An 18,100-nucleotide genomic window follows, 5' to 3' on the forward strand; every position below is an offset into this window, starting at 1 on the left:
ATGACAAGCTATACAAAACTACTTAATAATCTAGAGACTTTAAAGTTAGAGAAATTTAGAAGTTACTTGCCTAACTATATAGAGGAAATAACTAAAAATCAAATTCCATTTACGGAAGCATTATTACACTTGACTGAAAAAGAATTAGATTTTAGAAATGATAGAGCTTCAAAGATTCAAATAGCAGTATCTGCTTTCCCATTTGAAAAGACACTAGAAGATTTTGATTTTGATTTCCAACCATCATTAAATAAAGCTCAATTGTTAGATTTGGAGAGCTTAAGGTTTCTAGAAAACAAAGAAAATATACTTTTTTATGGGTCCTCTGGGGTAGGAAAGAGCCATTTAGCTGTTGCACTAGGAATTGCAGCAGCTAAAAAAAGATATATAACATATTTCATATCCTGCCATGATCTAATTATGCAACTAAACAAAGCTCATGCAGAGAATAGATTAGAAGCCAAGTTAAAGCACTTTTCTAAGTATAAGCTGCTAATTATAGATGAAATAGGATACTTACCAATAGATAAGCAAGGTGCAAATCTACTATTTCAGCTAATAAATAAGAGATATGAAAAGAATTCAACGATTATTACGACTAATCAACCATTTAGCAAGTGGGGAGAAGTATTTTCAGATATAACCCTTGCTAATGCAATTCTAGATAGGCTAATACACCATTCAACAATAATAAAAATAACTGGTCCTTCTTATCGTTTAAAGGATAAGATGGATCAGCTTGAATCAAAGAAAAGTAGTAACAATTAAATTCTAATTAATGTACATTTTGAGATTCTAAAAATTATACATTTTGGGATTGACATTTACACTTAATGGATTTACATCCTGTACTAATTGATTTTTCTTCTGCCTTGCCCATCCTTTAATTTCTTTTTCCCTTGCTATAGCTGAATTTACATCTGAAGTATATTCAAAATACACCAATTTATTTACATTGTATTTTCCCGTAAAACCTTTTACTAACTTATTTTTATGCTCATATATTCTCCGCTCTAAACTATTTGTAACACCTGTATATAAAACTTTGTTGTTCCAATTAGTTAACATATATACATAGTATAAATTCATCACTCCTTTAAGATTCTTCGCTACGCTCAGAATGACAAAGCTACTACTGCAAATAATTCCACACATATACATCAATTGTTTTAATCATAAATTCCCAATTTTCTTAATTCTATCATATAAGTTAGCTAATTTATATGAAATTTTATTTTAAATAAAAACAACTAAACTCCTTGAAATCAAGGAGTTCCTATTGTATCAATATTTAGTTTATGTATGGTGGAGGCGGTGGGAGTCGAACCCACGTCCGAGAACCGATCCACAGGAGTTTCTCCGAGTGCAGCCAGTAATTTAAAATTCCTGAAGCTAACCTCCTACTGGCAGGATGAAAGCCTCAGTAGCTTCATATATTCCGTTTCTAGCTCAAAGCTTTGCTAGACTCGGTTCCCCACAAATTTGACGTTCTATTCTATGCCGTGGGCAACATAGATAGAACGAGCAGCTTAAATTAAGCTGCTAGTGCGTAATTATTATCTGCGTTTATTTTAGTTGCCACTTTTAACGTTGCTTGGCGTCAACGACTCGCTACTCCTGATTCACGACCCCCGTCGAAACCATTTTCGCCCCCATATTTACATTTACATATTAGCATAAAAGTCAATAAAAGTCAAATTGAACATATGATTATCTGTATTTTTCCTTTTCTATTTGTTGAATTTTCCTTTCAGCATCTCTCTTGGCAATTGTTTCCCTTTTATCATAAAGTTTTTTACCTTTAGCTATTGCTAATTCTACTTTTACTTTGCCATTTTTAAAATACAATGATAGCGGTACTAGTGTATATCCTTTAATTGTTGTAAGTCCAATTAATTTTCTTATCTCTCTTTTATTTAACAATAGTTTTCTCACTCTGAGCGGATCGACATTGTAAATATTACCTTGCTCGTATGGGCTAATGTGCATATTGTATAAAAATACTTCTCCATTTTCTATATTTGCATAACTATCTTTTATGTTTACTTTGCCTTGACGTATAGACTTAACCTCAGTTCCTGTCAATACAATTCCAGCTTCTATCGTATCTTCTATAAAATAATCATGCCTAGCTTTTTTATTTGATGCAACTATTTTTACTTGTTTGTCGTTCAAATTTATCACTCCTATAATGCGATTTCTTTAGTAACCAATTCGAAGTCTATTGTCTTATTAACTAAATCCGTTCCAATAACGCGAATCTTTACCTCGTCTCCTATTCGATATACTTTTTTTGTCAATTCACCGATAATTTGATAATTTTCTTCATCAAAGAAGTAATAATCATCTAACATATTGCTAAAATGTATAAGACCTTCAATAGTATTATCTAACTGAACAAACATACCAAAATTTGTTACAGATGATATTAATCCTACATATTCTTCTCCAATCTTCGAACTCATATATTCCGCTTTCTTTAAATCATCAACATCTCTTTCAGCTTCATCAGCTAATCGTTCTGTCATTGAAACATGTTCAGCGACTTCAGGCAAAATTTCTCGCAATTTTTTTTCTTTTTTGGCTGATAAATTTCCATCTAAATAATCTTTTATTATCCTGTGTATCTGTAAATCCGCATATCTTCTTATTGGCGAGGTAAAATGTGTGTAATACTTTGCGGCTAATCCAAAATGCATTTCATGCTCTGCGCTGTATCGAGCCTTCTGCAATGTCCTAAGTAAAAGATTAGATATAAGAGCCTCTTCTTTTTTCCCTTTTATTTCCTTTGTAATTCTCTGGAATTCTTTTGGATGAAGATCTTTTCCCTTTAGGGTATACCCAAAATTATACAATATTTTAACAAATTGTTCGACTTTCTTTGGGTCAGGTTCTTCGTGTATTCTATAGATAAAAGGAGCATCTAACCAAAAGAAACGTTCAGCTATTGTTTCATTAGTAACTAGCATAAACTCTTCAATCATTCTATTAGCTACTCTTCTTTCTAATCTTCTCACGTCAACTGCTTTCCCATTCTCATCAAGCTCAATATAACTTTCAGGAAAATCAAAATCTATGCTTCCCCTTTTTTCTCTTCTAATACGCAAAATATCCATTAGTTCTTTCATCAATAATAATTCACTTTCTACATTTAATAATTCACTTGGATATTCCCTTTCAACTCCCTCAATAAGATCAGATACATCATCATAAACTAGTCTAGCTTTGCTCTTTATTATACTTTTGTATATTTTGTGATCTTTTACTTTTCCTGATCTATCAATATCCATTATTACAGACAAAGTCAATCTATCAACATCAGGATTCAAAGAACATATATTATTGCTTAATTCTTCCGGAAGCATTGGAATAACTCTGTCAAGTAAATACACTGAATTACCTCTCAATAATGCTTCTTTATCCAGTTGCATTTTAGGCCTCACGTAATGAGATACATCTGCAATGTGTACTCCTAAGCGAAAAGTATTTTTGTCTAGCATCTCAATTGACACTGCGTCATCAAAATCTTTTGCGTCTTTGCCATCGATTGTGAAAATAGTTAAATTCCTATAATCAACTCTATTTTCTAAATCGTCATCATATATTTTAGCAACCCTTTTAGCTTCTTTCTTAGCTTCATCTGAAAATTTGTCTGGTAAGTTGTACTCTTTTACAATTGATAATATGTCTATTCCTTTCTCATAGCTAAATCCAAGTATGTCCGTAATTACACCTTCTGGGTTCTTATGAACTTCTGGCCACTTTGTTATCTTTGCAATAACTTTTTGTCCATTTTTTGCATTACCCTTAGCATTTTTGGGAATAAATATATCATAAAATATCTTTGGATTATCAGGAATCACAAATCCATAGTTCCCATTATCTTCAAAAGTTCCTATTATATCAGTATTTGCTCTTTCAATAACCTTTATAACTTCCCCTTCAGCTCTCTTATTCGGCCCTGCTTTTTTTATAATATTTACTACAACAATGTCATTGTGCATAGCTGAATCCATATTTTCAGGTGGAATAAATACATCTTCTTTCGTTTTATCATTTGGAATTAGAAATCCATATCCTCTTTCATTTGCTTCTATTCTGCCTATAACCATATATTCATTATTGGTCAAAATATATCTATCATCTTTATTTTTAACAATTAATCCTTCTTTTTCTAGAGAATTAAGAACTTTGAAGAAATCTTTTTCTTCTTTTCTGTTGATTCCAAAAACAAAAGCTATTTCTTCTTTTAGCAATGGTTTGTATTCGCTTGAACTCATCAATTCAATAATTTTTTCTCTTATTGGCATAATACACCTCCAATATTCTAATAAATTATGCTGCACCATCAAATGCGCAGCATGTTTTATAGTTATTTCCTAATTTTTGCCCCAAACTGGGTCCTTTTAAACAAATTTGAATCATAAGTATAAATATTAGATTCTTTGTCCTTTTGTGCTCTTATTGCAATGTCAATCATTTTAGTTATCAACTCTTGAAAACTATATCCTCTTCCTTCCCACAAGTAAAATGCAATGGAACCTGGCATTGTGTTTATTTCATTTACAAATACTTGATTGTCTTTTACTAAAAAATCTATTCTTGCATTGCCTCTACAATCAATGGATTTAAAGGCTAATTTTGCATAATTTTCGATTTGAGTTCTTAACTCATCAGAAAGATCTGCTGGGATATTTTTGTTTTTATTGTCCCCTTTTGCACTTTTATTATTTTTAACATATTTATCTTCAAATGAAAGTATTTCCTTCCACCCTAATGGCTCCTCACACAACGAGACTTCCAAATCATCTTCATAACCCATGACAGCACAATTGATCTCTCTTGGATTTTCAACAGCTTTTTCAATGATAATTTTTCTATCATAACTAAACGCTAGTTCTAAAGCATTCTCTAGTTCTTCTTTGATTTTAATTTTGCTAATTCCAATGCTGGATCCTAGATTTGCAGGTTTTACAAATAATGGATAAGTAATTTTCGACTCTATATCATTTAATACATATTCTCTTCTAGTTTTCCATGTGCTCCTATAATAATAGGTATAGTCTACTACTGGAATATTATTGGATTTAAAGATATCTTTCATGATTATTTTATCCATTCCAACAGAAGAACTTAGTACTCCCGCCCCTACATATGGCAACCCAATAAGTTCAAGTAATCCCTGTATAGTGCCATCTTCACCATTTGTTCCGTGAAAAGCAGGGAAAAATACGTCTATGTTCTCTAAATCTTTCTTTGTGAATAGCTTTATATCATTTGGATGTAAATATAATTTACCGTCTTTATAGTTTGGTGACATTATAATTTTTTTTGCATTCTCAAATTTTTCATTCTTAAAGCTTTCAAATCTAAGAAATGATTCTGATACCAACCATTCACCATTTTTATTAATATATATAGGTACTGGATTAAATTTTGTTTTATCAATATTCTCAATAATCTGCATTGCTGTTATTACAGATACTTCATGCTCTACACTTCTTCCGCCAAATAAAATACCAACATTTTTCATCACTCTACCCCCTATTCTGTATAAGTATCTGGCAAATCATTCTCAAATAATACTACATCCTTTGGTTTTGCTAAATTTGCAATTATTTTGGTAGCTTCATCCAAACTATTTACAACAAATATATGATCTTCTTTAAAATTCGACTCTTTTAACCCATCGTAGATAGGTCTAGTTCTCTTTTCACCTACTAATATTGCATAATCACAAACTTTTCCAATGTTTGCACCAAATTCTCTGTTGTATTTTTCCTCCATTTCGCCTAATTCTATCATTCCTGGAGTTACAATTATTTTTTTACCACCTTTAAATTGACTGATCACTTCCAATGCCGCTTTCGTGCCTTCGGGATTTGAATTGAAAGCATCGTCAATTACAATTACGCCACTTGGGGAATCAATTAAGTTTAATCTATGCTCAACAGGCTCAATTTTAGCTATCCCTTCTTTTATTTCTTCAAAACTCAATCCCGTAGCTAATGCAGCAGCTACACCAGCGAGAATATTATATATATTATGTTTACCTAATAATTTTGTAGTACATCTTATACTTCTTCCATCTTTATGTTTCAATGTAAAAGATGAACCATTTTCTGATGTTTCAATGTCTTCAACGTATATATCAACTTTGTCTTTAAGTTCTATTCCGTATAGTATCTTTTCTTTGAATGTTTTATCTGCTAATTTTCTTACATATTCATTATCGTAATTAAATATAGCGATTCCATCTGTTGGCAATTCTTCTATTAATTCATATTTTGTTTTCATGATGTTGTCTATGTTTTTAAATGTCTCTATATGAACAGGTCCAATTGAAGTTATTATTCCAATCTTAGGTCTAGCTAATTCTGCAAGCTCTCGGATTTCACCTGGCTTTTTCGCTCCCATTTCAGCTACAAAAACTTCATGTTCTTCTTTTAAGTCATTATTAATCACTTTAGACAAACCCATTGGGGTATTATAAGACTCAGGGGTTTTTAAAACTTTATATCTTTCTGAAAGGATTGTACCCACTATAAACTTAGTGCTTGTTTTTCCAAAGCTTCCGGTAATTCCTATTACTGTTAAACCTTTTCGATTTATTATTTTATTCTGCGCTTGTAAGTAGTAGCCTCTGTTAATTCTATCTTCTAATGGCTTAATAACAGCTGTTGACATATACATTACTACAGGCTGGAGGCAATAAAGAATAAATGTAAACGCCAAAAAACTTATTATGGAAATATATATGCTATTAAAAAGCAATTCTATTAATGTTGTGAGCGCTACTAATAAAATTACATTTAATACATAATTACATATATACAATCTCTTTGCCCTGTCAGTCATTACAAGCGGTTTTTTAACTGGTTTTTCACTGCTCTTTAGATTAAATGCAGTATTTTTATTATTCTTCAACCATTTTAAATATTCTTTAGCTTCGTATCCTTCTAATTGAGACATATGCAAAAATTTTCTTGTTCTTTTACTAAATCCTAAAGTTACAAATAAAGAAAACAAAATAATAAATAAATATGTAGTGTATTTCAAAAAATTTCCCTCCCAAAGCAATTATTATTTAATGCTAAAAAAAGATTTTAATACTAAAGAGAATTTATTATAGTCTTCTACATAAGAATAATGACCTGTTCCCTCTAATACTACCAAGCCAGAATTATTGATTTTCTCTTCCATGATTTTAGCTTGATATAATGGGGTAGCATCGTCTAAATCTCCCCAAATTAAAAGAGTTGGGCACTCAATCTGACTTAATAGATTAGATAAATCTTCATTTACAACTTTAACCAATATTTTTCTCATTATACCAGAAGAATTCTTGTAATCATCAGATCCAAATCTTTTATTAATTATCTCAGCTACTTCACTGTCCTCTTTCCAAAAGAAAAACAATCTATACATTTTTTTGGCTAATTTATAGCCTTTAACTTTTACATGATATGCTAATGTTCTCTTAGGTATGAGCCCTGCGCTATCAATTAAAACTAATTTATCCACATAGTCTTTGTATTTAGAACTAATAATTATTGAAATCTTCCCCCCGAATGAATGTCCAATCAAAGAGACTTTTCCAAGTCCAAAGTGATCTATAAATTTCTTTATGACTTCTGCATATTCGAAGCTTCCAAATACCTCTTTCGGTTCACTTGATTTACCAAATCCCGGTAGATCAATAGCAAATACTTTATATGAATTTTTCAGAATATTAACTATTGGAATGACTGTATCAATATTTGCTCCCCACCCATGAAGTACAATTATTGGATAACCTTCACCTTCAACAATATAATTTATATTCATACCATCTATATTTACAATCACATCATTCATCCTCATACAATAGTTTTTACCTTAAAATTATATCATATATCATATAAATTGTCATACAAAAAAATCCCTCATAAGAGGGATTTTTAGTTTTAGAATAATATTCCGCCATATGTCAAAAATACTTTTGCAAACACTAATGAAACTATAGTCATAAGTTTTATCAATATGTTTAAAGAAGGTCCAGCAGTATCTTTGAATGGATCCCCTACGGTATCACCAATTACAGCTGCTTTATGAGCATCGCTGCCTTTTCCTCCATGATTTCCTTCTTCTATATATTTCTTTGCATTATCCCATGCGCCACCAGCATTCGCCATAAATATAGCCATTAAAACTCCACTTACTAATGAACCAGCTAATAATCCGCCTAATGCTTCAGGCCCAAGCAATAATCCTGTTAACAATGGTGCAACAACAGCTAGTAATCCAGGAATTATCATCTCTTTAAGTGCAGCTTTTGTGCTAATATCAACACATCTTGCATAATCAGGTTTCTCGGTTCCAGCCATGATTCCTGGTCTTTCTCTAAATTGATTTCTAACCTCTTCAATCATGCTAAATGCAGTATTTCCAACGGCATCCATAGTCATAGCTGAAAATAAAAAAGTTAGCATTCCGCCAATAAATAACCCTGCAATTACTGTTGGTCTTGTTATATCGATACTTGATAGTGAAACAGCTTGAGTATAAGATGAAAACAGTGCTAAAGCGGTAAGTGCTGCAGATCCTATTGCAAATCCCTTTCCAATAGCAGCTGTAGTATTTCCAACAGAATCTAACTTGTCTGTAATCTTTCTTACATCTTTTGGCAACTCACACATCTCTGAAATTCCACCTGCATTGTCAGCTATTGGTCCGTAAGCATCAACTGCTATTGTCATTGCAGCTGTAGAAAGCATGCCTACTGCTGCCAACGCAATTCCATAAAGCCCCTGGGTAGGATGTTCAGCTCCACCAGAAGCATAGTATGCTACCAATATACCTACTGCTATTATTATTATTGGTAGTGCTGTAGACATCATTCCAACCGACAAACCACCTATAATATTAGTAGAAGCTCCTGTCTCTGATTCTTCAGCGATTCTTTTAACTGGCTTATAATCAGCAGATGTATAATATTCAGTAATTCTTGCGATTATTAACCCTACAGCAAGTCCTGATACTATAGAAATAAAAGGTTTATAACTATTTAAAAAGACGTTGCTCAAAACAAAAGCAAATATTAATGTAACAATGGCACTAACAAAAGTACCAGTATTTAAAGCCTTTTGTGGATCCTTGTCTCCTCTGACAAAGAAAACTCCAATTATTGAAGCTATAATTCCAACTGACGATAATGCTAATGCAAAATAAATTCCATTATCTCCATATGCTGCTATACCTAAAGTAACAGCAGAAATAATCGCACCAACATAAGATTCAAATAAGTCTGCTCCCATACCAGCAACGTCTCCAACATTATCTCCTACATTATCTGCGATAACAGCTGGATTTCTAGGATCATCTTCCGGTATGCCAGCTTCTACTTTACCAACCAAATCGGCTCCTACATCTGCCGCCTTTGTGTAAATTCCTCCACCTACTCTTGCGAATAATGCAATAGATGATGCTCCTAAACCGAATCCGGTTATAATTTCAGGATCTTTAAAAACTATGTAGGATACGCTCACACCTAGTATTCCAAGGCCTACAACGCACATACCCATTACCGTTCCACCTGAAAATGCAATTTTCAAGGCTTCATTCATACCGCTCTCCATCGCAGCATTAGAAGTTCTTACATTAGCCTTAGTAGCTACATTCATTCCGAAATAACCAGCTAGTATGGAAAATAATGCTCCAAACAAAAATGTTATAGAGGTTTTCCAGCTAATCAAAAGACCAAGAACAACAAATAATACCAAAATAAATACTGCTAAATACCTATACTGTCTTGATAAAAAAGCCATTGCCCCTTCATGAATGTAAGAAGATATCTCAACCATTCTTTCATTCCCAGGCTTTTTCTTGTTTACGTAAGTTGCTTTGTATAAAGCAAACAACAAAGCAACAACTCCAACGACAGGAGCTGCGATCAGCGCGATATTCATCAATCTTCCCCCTCTTATTTAATTTTAAATTGCTAATGCCAATGCCGAAATCATAAATACAACAGATGCAATTATTGTTATTTTCCTTAAAAATGCCTGCTTACTTGTACCTATGCTTTTCCCGAAAATGGAATCAGCTGTACCACCACCAATTGAGCCTAATCCTTCTTGTTTGCTCTCTTGCATTAGAATACTCACTATAAGTACAATGCTAGAAACGAGCATCAACACTGAAAAAAATGTTGCCATGTCACACCTCCCATTACATTATCCCTTAACATTATTATTCTATCATACAGATGCTTTAAAATCAAACAAATTTGAGAATTTTAGTGCGTTTGATAACCCTTTTGACAGTTAGGGCAAATTCCTTTTATCTCTAAATTATGATCAACTATGCTATACCCAGTTTCTTTTGCAATCTGTTCTTCATACTTCTCAATTGGGCAATCAGATAATGGAATTAATTGATTGCAGTATATACACAATAGATAATGTCTGTGTTTATCACGTGTTATTTCGAAGTAAAATTTTTCATCAATGTCTAGCTTAGACTTAATTATCAAATTGTTCTTAACAAAAATATCTAAGACTCTATATACAGTTGATAAATTAAAATAGTCTATCTCCTTTTTTGCAAGTAAATAAATATCTTCGGCAGTTAATGGTTTCTCTTGTTTTTTTAACAATTCATACAAGTATATGCGTTGTCTTGTCGCTTTAATTCCTTTGGATTTTAATATTTCTTTAACATCTGAATTCATATTGTATCACCACTTATCTCTTTAATAATTTGCCAACAACATATAAAATTGCAAATACTAATGTGTTTGTTATTACTATACTTGGTCCTGAAGGTATGTTGAGTATATAAGAGCTAATAAGCCCTACAACCATAGAGAAAACTGCAATACATGTGCCAGTAATTAATAGTGACTTAAAGCTATTCGCTACCTGCATAGAACTGATAGTAGGAAAAATAATCAAGCTTGAAATTAATAAAGTTCCTAATACTCTCATCCCCAAAACTATGGTAATAGACGTTAAAATTGACAGCACATAATTAATTGCTTTTGTATTAATACCAGAAACTTTTGAAAACTCTTCGTCAAATGTAACTGCAAAGAGATCTTGATAAAATATTAATACTATGATTATCATTGCTATAGACATTATAACAGATAAATAACTATCCACTCTATCAATAGCTAAAATGCTCCCAAATAAATAGCTATTAATGTCTATATTAAACCCTTTTGATTTACTTGCAATAATAACTCCTAATGCAATAGAAAATGAAGAAACCAACCCTATGCTTGCATCTCCATTTAATGATGCTTTTTCATTTAATTTCATTATTAGTATTGAAGCCAATGTCACAATTGGTAGAGAAACTAGGAGCGGTGATAATCCTAAAGCTAATGCTAATGCAACAGTAGCAAAGCTAACATGAGCAAGGCCATCGCCAATTAATGAATATTTTTTTAGCACAAGAAATGCACCTAAAATGGAACTGATAACTGCTATAAATATTCCCACAATCATTGCTCTTTGCATAAATACGAAAGACATTGCCTCACTTATCGTTTCAAAAAAGTTCATATAATCACCTTTCTAGTAAAATGAATTCAATTTAAAGTCTGTTGAAGGCCCAAAATATAGTATTTCTCTATCAATTAACATCATTTTTTTCGCTCTCTTCATCAGGCTTTGAATATCGTGAGAAACCAATAGAATAGCTGTTCCCATTTTATTTAAATTATCTATTATATCAAATATTTCTTCTCTAGCTTTTGGATCTAGTGCACTTGTAGGCTCATCTAAAACTAACAATTTAGGGTTATTAACTAACGCTCTTGCTAATAAAACCTTTTGCTGCTGTCCACCTGACAAATCACCTATTTTTTTATTCTTTAAATCTGCAGCTCCTACTTTACTCAAAGTGTCCTCAATTTTATACATATCTGATTTTGTAATTCTTTTTGGGTATTTTTTATTTCCAAGTAAGCCTAATCCAACTATTTCATTAACAAGAGCAGGAAATTTAATGTTCCCAGTTACTAATACTTGCGGCAAATATCCAATCGTCATATTCTCTTTACTTCCATAATATTCTATTCTACCACTCGTACTAGGTATAATTCCAAGCAACGCTTTTATTAAAGTTGTTTTTCCTGATCCGTTTTCCCCTACAAGTCCTATAAAATCATTTTCATAAATTGTAAAGCTAACATCAGTTAGTACCTTTTCATCGCCATAATTTACATTTAAGTTGCTTGCTTCAATCAGCTTATTCATGGTAACCAAGACCTTTTTTTAAATTATCTAAGTTCTTATACATAATATCAACGTAATGAATTCCTGTTTCTAATTGTTCTTTCGAAACATTATGAGCAGCATTTAGCTCTAGCATTTCTATCCCAGTTTGCTCGGAAATTGTCTTTGCAATTTTTGGATCAATTAATTCCTCGTAAAATATTGCCTTAGCACCAGTCTCTTTGACAATCTTCATGATTTTAGCTATTGCTTGAGCAGATGGCTCAGCATTTGGAGAAAAACCTTCATAGGGAGAAATATATTCTAATCCATATCTATTAGCAAAATATCCTAAAGCAAAATGTCCTCCTGATATAATAGTGTTGCTTTCCGAATTGTTTACAACTCGTTTTATGTCTTCATCAAGCCTATCTAAATCATCTTTCAATTTATTTGCGTTTTGATTGTAGTATTCTTCATTATTTTTATCTATTGATACCACAGCTTTTAAAATTTCATCTACCATTATCTTTGCATTCATTGGATCTGTCCAGTAATGTGGATCATATTGAGAATCTTCATGGTCTAAATCATCATGGGATTGATAATTGAAGCTCTCCAATTTTATATTTTCGCTTAAATCTAACACATATATGTCTTCTTTTTCTAATGTTTCCAATATGTTGCTAACCCAAGGTTCCATAGCTTCTCCTGTGTAAATAAATATATCTGAAGAAAGTAATGTCTTCATATCTTTTGGGGACAACTCATATGAATGTGCCTCAACACCTGGCGGTAAAAGTAAAACAACCTCAAACTTGTCCCCTACAATAATATTTGTAAAATCGTACTGTGGGAAAAGTGTAGTAGTTATGATTGGCTTTGTTTCGCTATTTTTATCATTCTCATCACTCATACATCCAGCAAGTGAAATTAACAGTATAAATGATAACACTATATAAATGATTCTTCTCTTCATTTTAGCTCCTCCTATATAATAAATGCAGATGCGAATAGTTCGCATCTGCATTTATTATATAATCTATTGTTGTGTATGTCAATTCTTTACTTTTTTAAATTATAGAATGACTTAATCCCATTGTATTTTGATGTTTCAAATAGATTGTCTTCTATTCTTAACAATTGATTGTATTTAGCTACTCTGTCTGTTCTAGATGGCGCGCCAGTTTTGATTTGTCCTGCATTAGTTGCTACTGCCAAATCAGCAATTGTTGAATCTTCAGACTCTCCTGATCTATGTGATACTATTGCTGTATATCCATGTGTTTTTGCTAGTTCAATAGCATCTAAGGTTTCAGTTATAGTGCCTATTTGATTTAATTTAATTAATATTGAATTAGCTACTCCTAATTCAATTCCTTTTTCGAGTCTCTTTGTATTTGTAACAAATAAGTCATCTCCAACAATTTGGACTCTCTTGCCTAACCTTTCGGTCATTAACTTCCATCCATCCCAGTCATCTTCTGCTAGTCCATCTTCTATAGAAATAATAGGATACTTATCCAAAAGATATTCGTAGTAATCAATCATTTCTTTTGAATTGAATACTTTTCCTTCACCTTTTAATGTATAAGTTTTTTTGTCTTCATCATAAAGCCCCGAAGATGCTACATCAATCGCAAGCATGACATCTTTCCCAGGAACATACCCAGCTTTTTCTATTGCTTCTACTATTGTTTTAAGTGCTTCTTCATTGCTTGACAAATTAGGAGCAAATCCTCCTTCATCACCGACTGAAGTACTTAATCCCTTTGCTTTTAATACAGCTTTAAGATTGTGAAACACTTCTGCGCCCATTCTCAATGCTTCTTTAAAGTCTTTTGCTCCAACTGGCATTACCATAAACTCTTGGATATCAACATTGTTATCAGCATGTTGTCCACCATTTAGTATATTCATCATTGGTACAGGAAGAGTTTTTGCATTAACTCCACCAATATATCTATAAAGTGGTAAACCTAGTTCATTAGCTGCTGCCTTTGCAACGGCTATAGATACTGCAAGTATGGCGTTAGCACCTAGCTTGCCTTTATTGTCAGTACCATCTAATTCTATCATAGTTTTATCAATAAGAACTTGGTCAAATACGTCCATTCCTATTAACTCTTCAGCGATTATTTCATTTACATTTTCGACTGCTTTCAATACGCCTTTACCTAAATATCTAGATTTATCATCATCCCTTAATTCAACAGCTTCATAAATACCTGTTGAAGCTCCAGATGGAACTATTGCACTACCAAATGAATTCTCTGTGTAAACTTCAACTTCTACTGTAGGATTTCCTCTAGAATCAAGGACTTCTCTAGCATAAACATCAACTATCATACTCATTTCTTACCACTCCTATTCCTTCTATTATTTTTCTATAATCAATGATTCACCTGTCATTTCCTTTGGCTTTTCTATGCCAAGCATATACAATATAGTTGGTGCTATATCAGCCAATATACCATCTTTTAAAGAGGCATCTCTGTCGCTTACTAGTATAAATGGGACCTTATTTGAAGTATGTGATGTTACCGGTGTTTTTGTTACTTCATCAAGCATATATTCGGAATTGCCATGATCTGCTGTAACCAGTACTTCTCCTCCAACTTCATACATAACATCCAGTATTTCTCCCATACACTCGTCTATTGTTTCAATTGCTTTAACAGCCGCTGGGATTACTCCTGTATGACCTACCATGTCAGGATTTGCAAAATTTAATATAATTAAATCGTATTTTCCAGATTTAATTCTAGTTATGACTTCATCTTTTACTTCATAGGCACTCATTTCAGGTTTTAAATCATAAGTTGCAACTTTCGGCGATGGTATTAGCACTCTGTCTTCGTTTTCAAATGGCACTTCTCTACCACCATTGAAAAAGAAAGTCACATGAGCATATTTTTCAGTTTCAGCTATTCTCAATTGATTTAAACCTAATTTGCTCACTGTTTCACCAAGAGTATTTACTAGATTGTCAGTCTTATATGCCACATGAACATGTGGTATTGTCTTGTCATACTCTGTCATTGTTACATAGTATAAATTCTTCCTTAGAGGTCTTTCAAAACCTGTAAATTCATCATCTATAATAGCTCTCGTCAACTCTCTAGCTCTATCAGGCCTAAAGTTGAAAAATATAATAGAGTCATTATCTTCAATAGTTGCTATTGGCTTGTCATTTTCTATTATAACTGTAGGTAAAATGAACTCATCATTTACCCCTTCTTTATATGACTCTTCCACTGCATCTATTGGATTTGACATTGTTCTGCCTATACCTAGGCTAATAGCATCATATGCTAATTTTACTCTGTCCCATCTCTTATCTCTATCCATAGCATAGTATCTGCCTGAAACTGACGCAATCTTGCCTACTCCGATTTCTTTAATCTTATCTTCAAGTTCTTTTAAATGTTTACTGCCTATGGTCGGTGGAACATCTCTTCCGTCGAGTATGGCATGTATATAAACATCATTAAAGTTTTGCTGTTTCATCAATTCGAGTAAAGCGTAGAGGTGAGTGTTGTGACTATGAACTCCACCGTCCGAAACCAAACCAATTAAGTGCAATTTCGAACCATGTTTTCTTGCGTGAGAAATTGCATTTAAAAATTCTTCTTTTTTAAAAAAGTTACCTTCATTTATCTCTTTTGTTATTCTAGTTAGCTCTTGATAAACTATTCTGCCTGAGCCAATATTTAAATGTCCAACTTCAGAATTACCCATTTGTCCTTCAGGTAATCCCACATAAAGCCCACTTGCATGAAGACTGCTATGTGGATATTTTGCTACTATTTTATCATAATTTGGTTTGTTTGCTAAATACACTGCATTTCCTTCGTATTCTTTACCTAGACCAAATCCGTCTAGTATCATAAGCATTACTGGTTTTCTTGACATAATATTCCTCCAACTAATAGTTGACAAGCTGAACAAAATCATTAGCCTTTAGACTTGCTCCACCGACTAAAGCGCCGTCGATATTCTCCATAAGCATTAATTCTATTATATTATCTGGTTTTACACTACCACCATAGAGAACTCTTATCAGATCTTTAGTATCTCCATCATATAATTTCCCCAATATCGATCTGATTAAAGAACATATTTCTTCAGCTTGTTCGCTTGTTGCAGTTCTACCGGTTCCAATAGCCCATATTGGTTCATAGGCAATTACAGTTTTAACTGCATCTTCCTTTGATATTCCTTCAAAAGCCTTTGTTACTTGGCTTTCTATCAATTTTTTGTATTCGCCATTTTCTCTTTCTTCTAAGCTCTCACCAACACATACAATAGGTGTCAAATTGTGATTTAGTGCTGATTTAACTTTTTTATTTACGGTTTCATCTGTTTCATTAAAATATTGTCTTCTTTCAGAGTGCCCGATTATTACATAATCCACATTAAGCTCATTTAACATTATAGGCGATATTTCTCCTGTGTATGCACCTTTTTCTTCCCAGTGCATATTTTGAGCTCCCAATTTTATTTTAGTACCTGTAACTAGTTCACTTGCTCTATCTAAAAAAGTGAAAGGTACGCAAATAACAACTTCAACATCATTTCTCAGATCTTTATCCAATATGTCTCTAACCAAGGCTTCGCCTTGCTTTATTGTGTTATTCATCTTCCAATTACCTGCTATAATAGGCTTTCTCAAAATTGTTACCCCTTTCTTTCTATTCTAGATCGCTTATAGCTTCTATTCCAGGTAAAACTTTGCCCTCTAAAAATTCTAGTGAAGCTCCTCCTCCTGTAGATATATGTGTCATTTTGTCAGCTAATCCTGCTTTTTCAACTGCACTAGCAGAGTCTCCTCCTCCTACGATCGTAATTGCATCAGTATTTGCTAATGCTCTAGCGATTTCAAAGGTTCCTTTACTGAAATTATCCATTTCAAACACGCCCATTGGTCCATTCCAAATAACAGTTTTTGCTTCTTTTATTATGTTTTCAAACAACTCAACAGTTTCTTCACCTATATCTAAGCCCATCATATCTTCAGGTATTTTATCTATTGGAACAGTTTTGAATTCTGTATCGTTCTTGAATTCTTTTGCTACGACTGCATCTACAGGTAATGCTATTGCCACATCTTTCTCAATAGCCTTGTTTAGTATTTTTTTAGCCAATTCTATTTTATCTTCTTCTAATAAAGATTTACCAACTTCATATCCCTTAGCTTTTAAGAATGTAAATGCCATTCCACCGCCAATGATTATTGCATCTACTTTTGATAACAGATTCTCAATAACACCAATTTTATCCGATACTTTAGCTCCACCCAATATTGCAACAAATGGTCTGTCTGGATTTTCAAGCGCTTTTCCCATTATGCTTACTTCTTTTTCAACTAAAAATCCTAAAGCAGATGGTAAATACTTTGAAACTCCAACATTTGAAGCATGAGCTCTATGAGATGTCCCAAAAGCGTCATTTACAAACAAATCGCCAAGGCTAGCTAATTCCTTTGCAAATTCTTCCCCGTTCTCTTCTTCTTCTTTCCTAAACCTCGTGTTTTGAAGCAACATAACATCTCCAGGTTTCATGTTATTTGCCATTTCTCTTACTTTATCTGAAACCACTCTATCATCATCAGCAAATATTACTTCTTTATTCAATAATTCTGACAATCGTTTCGCTACTGGTTCAAGGGAATATTTTTTATTAGGCTCACCCTTAGGTCTTCCTAAATGAGACATTAATATCACTTTGGCATTGTTTTCTAATAAATAATTAATTGTTGGCAAAGAGCTCGTAATCCTAATATCATCTGTGATATTTAAGTTTTCGTCCATCGGTACATTATAATCCACTCTGACTAAGACTCTCTTGCCATTTACATCTAAATCCCTAAGAGTTTTTTTTCTTTTCAAAATATG

17 protein-coding genes and 1 other RNA gene are annotated in these 18,100 nt (G+C 32.7%); 1 reads left to right on the forward strand and 17 read right to left on the reverse strand.

Annotated elements, in window-relative coordinates; genetic code table 11:
• Nucleotides 1–768 carry an IS21-like element helper ATPase IstB gene (gene istB, locus BO51_RS05590; RefSeq protein WP_496484766.1) on the forward strand — a complete coding sequence of 256 codons (768 nt, stop codon included), beginning with the start codon at nt 1–3 and terminating at the stop codon, nt 766–768.
• 27 nt (nt 769–795) lie between these two features.
• Here the strand turns inward: istB and BO51_RS05595 are convergent, their stop codons facing one another.
• The 17 genes from BO51_RS05595 to BO51_RS05675 all read right to left on the reverse strand — a co-directional run bounded on the left by BO51_RS05595 (nt 796) and on the right by BO51_RS05675 (nt 18,094).
• Nucleotides 796–1,089 (reverse strand): GIY-YIG nuclease family protein, encoded by a 294-nt coding sequence (locus BO51_RS05595; RefSeq protein WP_496484768.1) that lies wholly within the window; start codon nt 1,087–1,089, stop codon nt 796–798.
• Between the two features lie 214 nt (nt 1,090–1,303).
• Nucleotides 1,304–1,654, reverse strand: a transfer-messenger RNA (tmRNA) gene (gene ssrA / locus BO51_RS05600).
• 56 nt (nt 1,655–1,710) lie between these two features.
• Nucleotides 1,711–2,175, reverse strand: a complete 465-nt coding sequence (gene smpB, locus BO51_RS05605; protein ID WP_496484769.1) for an SsrA-binding protein SmpB — start codon at nt 2,173–2,175, stop codon at nt 1,711–1,713.
• 11 nt (nt 2,176–2,186) lie between these two features.
• Complete coding sequence (gene rnr / locus BO51_RS05610) at nt 2,187–4,310, reverse strand: ribonuclease R (protein ID WP_496484770.1); 2,124 nt, start codon at nt 4,308–4,310, stop codon at nt 2,187–2,189.
• Between the two features lie 62 nt (nt 4,311–4,372).
• Entirely contained in the window at nt 4,373–5,533 is a 1,161-nt protein-coding gene (locus tag BO51_RS05615; RefSeq protein ID WP_496484771.1) for a D-alanine--D-alanine ligase family protein, read from the reverse strand.
• An 11-nt stretch (nt 5,534–5,544) separates the two neighbouring features.
• On the reverse strand, nt 5,545–7,059 hold the full coding sequence (locus tag BO51_RS05620) for a UDP-N-acetylmuramoyl-tripeptide--D-alanyl-D-alanine ligase (RefSeq protein WP_496484772.1): 1,515 nt from the start codon (nt 7,057–7,059) through the stop codon (nt 5,545–5,547).
• A gap of 24 nt (nt 7,060–7,083) precedes the next feature.
• Entirely contained in the window at nt 7,084–7,857 is a 774-nt protein-coding gene (locus BO51_RS05625; protein ID WP_496484815.1) for an alpha/beta fold hydrolase, read from the reverse strand.
• Between the two features lie 89 nt (nt 7,858–7,946).
• Nucleotides 7,947–9,947 (reverse strand): sodium-translocating pyrophosphatase, encoded by a 2,001-nt coding sequence (locus BO51_RS05630; protein ID WP_496484774.1) that lies wholly within the window; start codon nt 9,945–9,947, stop codon nt 7,947–7,949.
• 24 nt (nt 9,948–9,971) lie between these two features.
• Nucleotides 9,972–10,196, reverse strand: coding sequence for a preprotein translocase subunit SecG (gene secG, locus BO51_RS05635; RefSeq protein WP_496484775.1), 225 nt, complete (start codon nt 10,194–10,196; stop codon nt 9,972–9,974).
• A gap of 80 nt (nt 10,197–10,276) precedes the next feature.
• Nucleotides 10,277–10,711, reverse strand: a complete 435-nt coding sequence (locus BO51_RS05640; RefSeq protein ID WP_496484777.1) for a Fur family transcriptional regulator — start codon at nt 10,709–10,711, stop codon at nt 10,277–10,279.
• A 13-nt stretch (nt 10,712–10,724) separates the two neighbouring features.
• Nucleotides 10,725–11,549 carry a metal ABC transporter permease gene (locus BO51_RS05645; RefSeq protein ID WP_496484779.1) on the reverse strand — a complete coding sequence of 275 codons (825 nt, stop codon included), beginning with the start codon at nt 11,547–11,549 and terminating at the stop codon, nt 10,725–10,727.
• A gap of 12 nt (nt 11,550–11,561) precedes the next feature.
• The gene (locus BO51_RS05650) at nt 11,562–12,245 is read right to left on the reverse strand and encodes a metal ABC transporter ATP-binding protein (protein ID WP_496484781.1); all 684 of its coding nucleotides are present in this window, start codon (nt 12,243–12,245) and stop codon (nt 11,562–11,564) included.
• Nucleotides 12,238–13,182: a metal ABC transporter substrate-binding protein gene (locus BO51_RS05655; RefSeq protein WP_496484783.1), complete on the reverse strand. Its 945-nt coding sequence runs from the start codon at nt 13,180–13,182 to the stop codon at nt 12,238–12,240. Before BO51_RS05655 ends, BO51_RS05650 begins: the two co-directional genes overlap by 8 nt.
• An 86-nt stretch (nt 13,183–13,268) precedes the next feature.
• On the reverse strand, nt 13,269–14,558 hold the full coding sequence (gene eno / locus BO51_RS05660; protein ID WP_496484785.1) for a phosphopyruvate hydratase: 1,290 nt from the start codon (nt 14,556–14,558) through the stop codon (nt 13,269–13,271).
• Between the two features lie 24 nt (nt 14,559–14,582).
• Nucleotides 14,583–16,118: a 2,3-bisphosphoglycerate-independent phosphoglycerate mutase gene (gpmI, locus tag BO51_RS05665; RefSeq protein WP_496484787.1), complete on the reverse strand. Its 1,536-nt coding sequence runs from the start codon at nt 16,116–16,118 to the stop codon at nt 14,583–14,585.
• A 13-nt stretch (nt 16,119–16,131) separates the two neighbouring features.
• Nucleotides 16,132–16,878 carry a triose-phosphate isomerase gene (gene tpiA, locus BO51_RS05670; RefSeq protein ID WP_496484789.1) on the reverse strand — a complete coding sequence of 249 codons (747 nt, stop codon included), beginning with the start codon at nt 16,876–16,878 and terminating at the stop codon, nt 16,132–16,134.
• 19 nt (nt 16,879–16,897) lie between these two features.
• On the reverse strand, nt 16,898–18,094 hold the full coding sequence (locus tag BO51_RS05675) for a phosphoglycerate kinase (protein WP_496484791.1): 1,197 nt from the start codon (nt 18,092–18,094) through the stop codon (nt 16,898–16,900).
• Between the last annotated feature and the right edge of the window lie 6 nt (nt 18,095–18,100).

Source organism: Soehngenia saccharolytica DSM 12858 (assembly GCF_059568515.1).

What these genes read in the sequence shown, in the direction of transcription:
- BO51_RS05655 (WP_496484783.1), bottom strand. Translation starts at nt 13,182, where the DNA reads ATGAAGAGAAGAATCATTTATATAGTGTTATCATTTATACTGTTAATT.
- BO51_RS05640 (WP_496484777.1), bottom strand. Translation starts at nt 10,711, where the DNA reads ATGAATTCAGATGTTAAAGAAATATTAAAATCCAAAGGAATTAAAGCG.
- rnr (WP_496484770.1), bottom strand. Translation starts at nt 4,310, where the DNA reads ATGCCAATAAGAGAAAAAATTATTGAATTGATGAGTTCAAGCGAATAC.
- eno (WP_496484785.1), bottom strand. Translation starts at nt 14,558, where the DNA reads ATGAGTATGATAGTTGATGTTTATGCTAGAGAAGTCCTTGATTCTAGA.
- BO51_RS05595 (WP_496484768.1), bottom strand. Translation starts at nt 1,089, where the DNA reads ATGAATTTATACTATGTATATATGTTAACTAATTGGAACAACAAAGTT.
- BO51_RS05645 (WP_496484779.1), bottom strand. Translation starts at nt 11,549, where the DNA reads ATGAACTTTTTTGAAACGATAAGTGAGGCAATGTCTTTCGTATTTATG.
- BO51_RS05615 (WP_496484771.1), bottom strand. Translation starts at nt 5,533, where the DNA reads ATGAAAAATGTTGGTATTTTATTTGGCGGAAGAAGTGTAGAGCATGAA.
- BO51_RS05625 (WP_496484815.1), bottom strand. Translation starts at nt 7,857, where the DNA reads ATGAATGATGTGATTGTAAATATAGATGGTATGAATATAAATTATATT.
- istB (WP_496484766.1), top strand. Translation starts at nt 1, where the DNA reads ATGACAAGCTATACAAAACTACTTAATAATCTAGAGACTTTAAAGTTA.
- gpmI (WP_496484787.1), bottom strand. Translation starts at nt 16,118, where the DNA reads ATGTCAAGAAAACCAGTAATGCTTATGATACTAGACGGATTTGGTCTA.
- BO51_RS05630 (WP_496484774.1), bottom strand. Translation starts at nt 9,947, where the DNA reads ATGAATATCGCGCTGATCGCAGCTCCTGTCGTTGGAGTTGTTGCTTTG.
- secG (WP_496484775.1), bottom strand. Translation starts at nt 10,196, where the DNA reads ATGGCAACATTTTTTTCAGTGTTGATGCTCGTTTCTAGCATTGTACTT.
- BO51_RS05650 (WP_496484781.1), bottom strand. Translation starts at nt 12,245, where the DNA reads ATGAATAAGCTGATTGAAGCAAGCAACTTAAATGTAAATTATGGCGAT.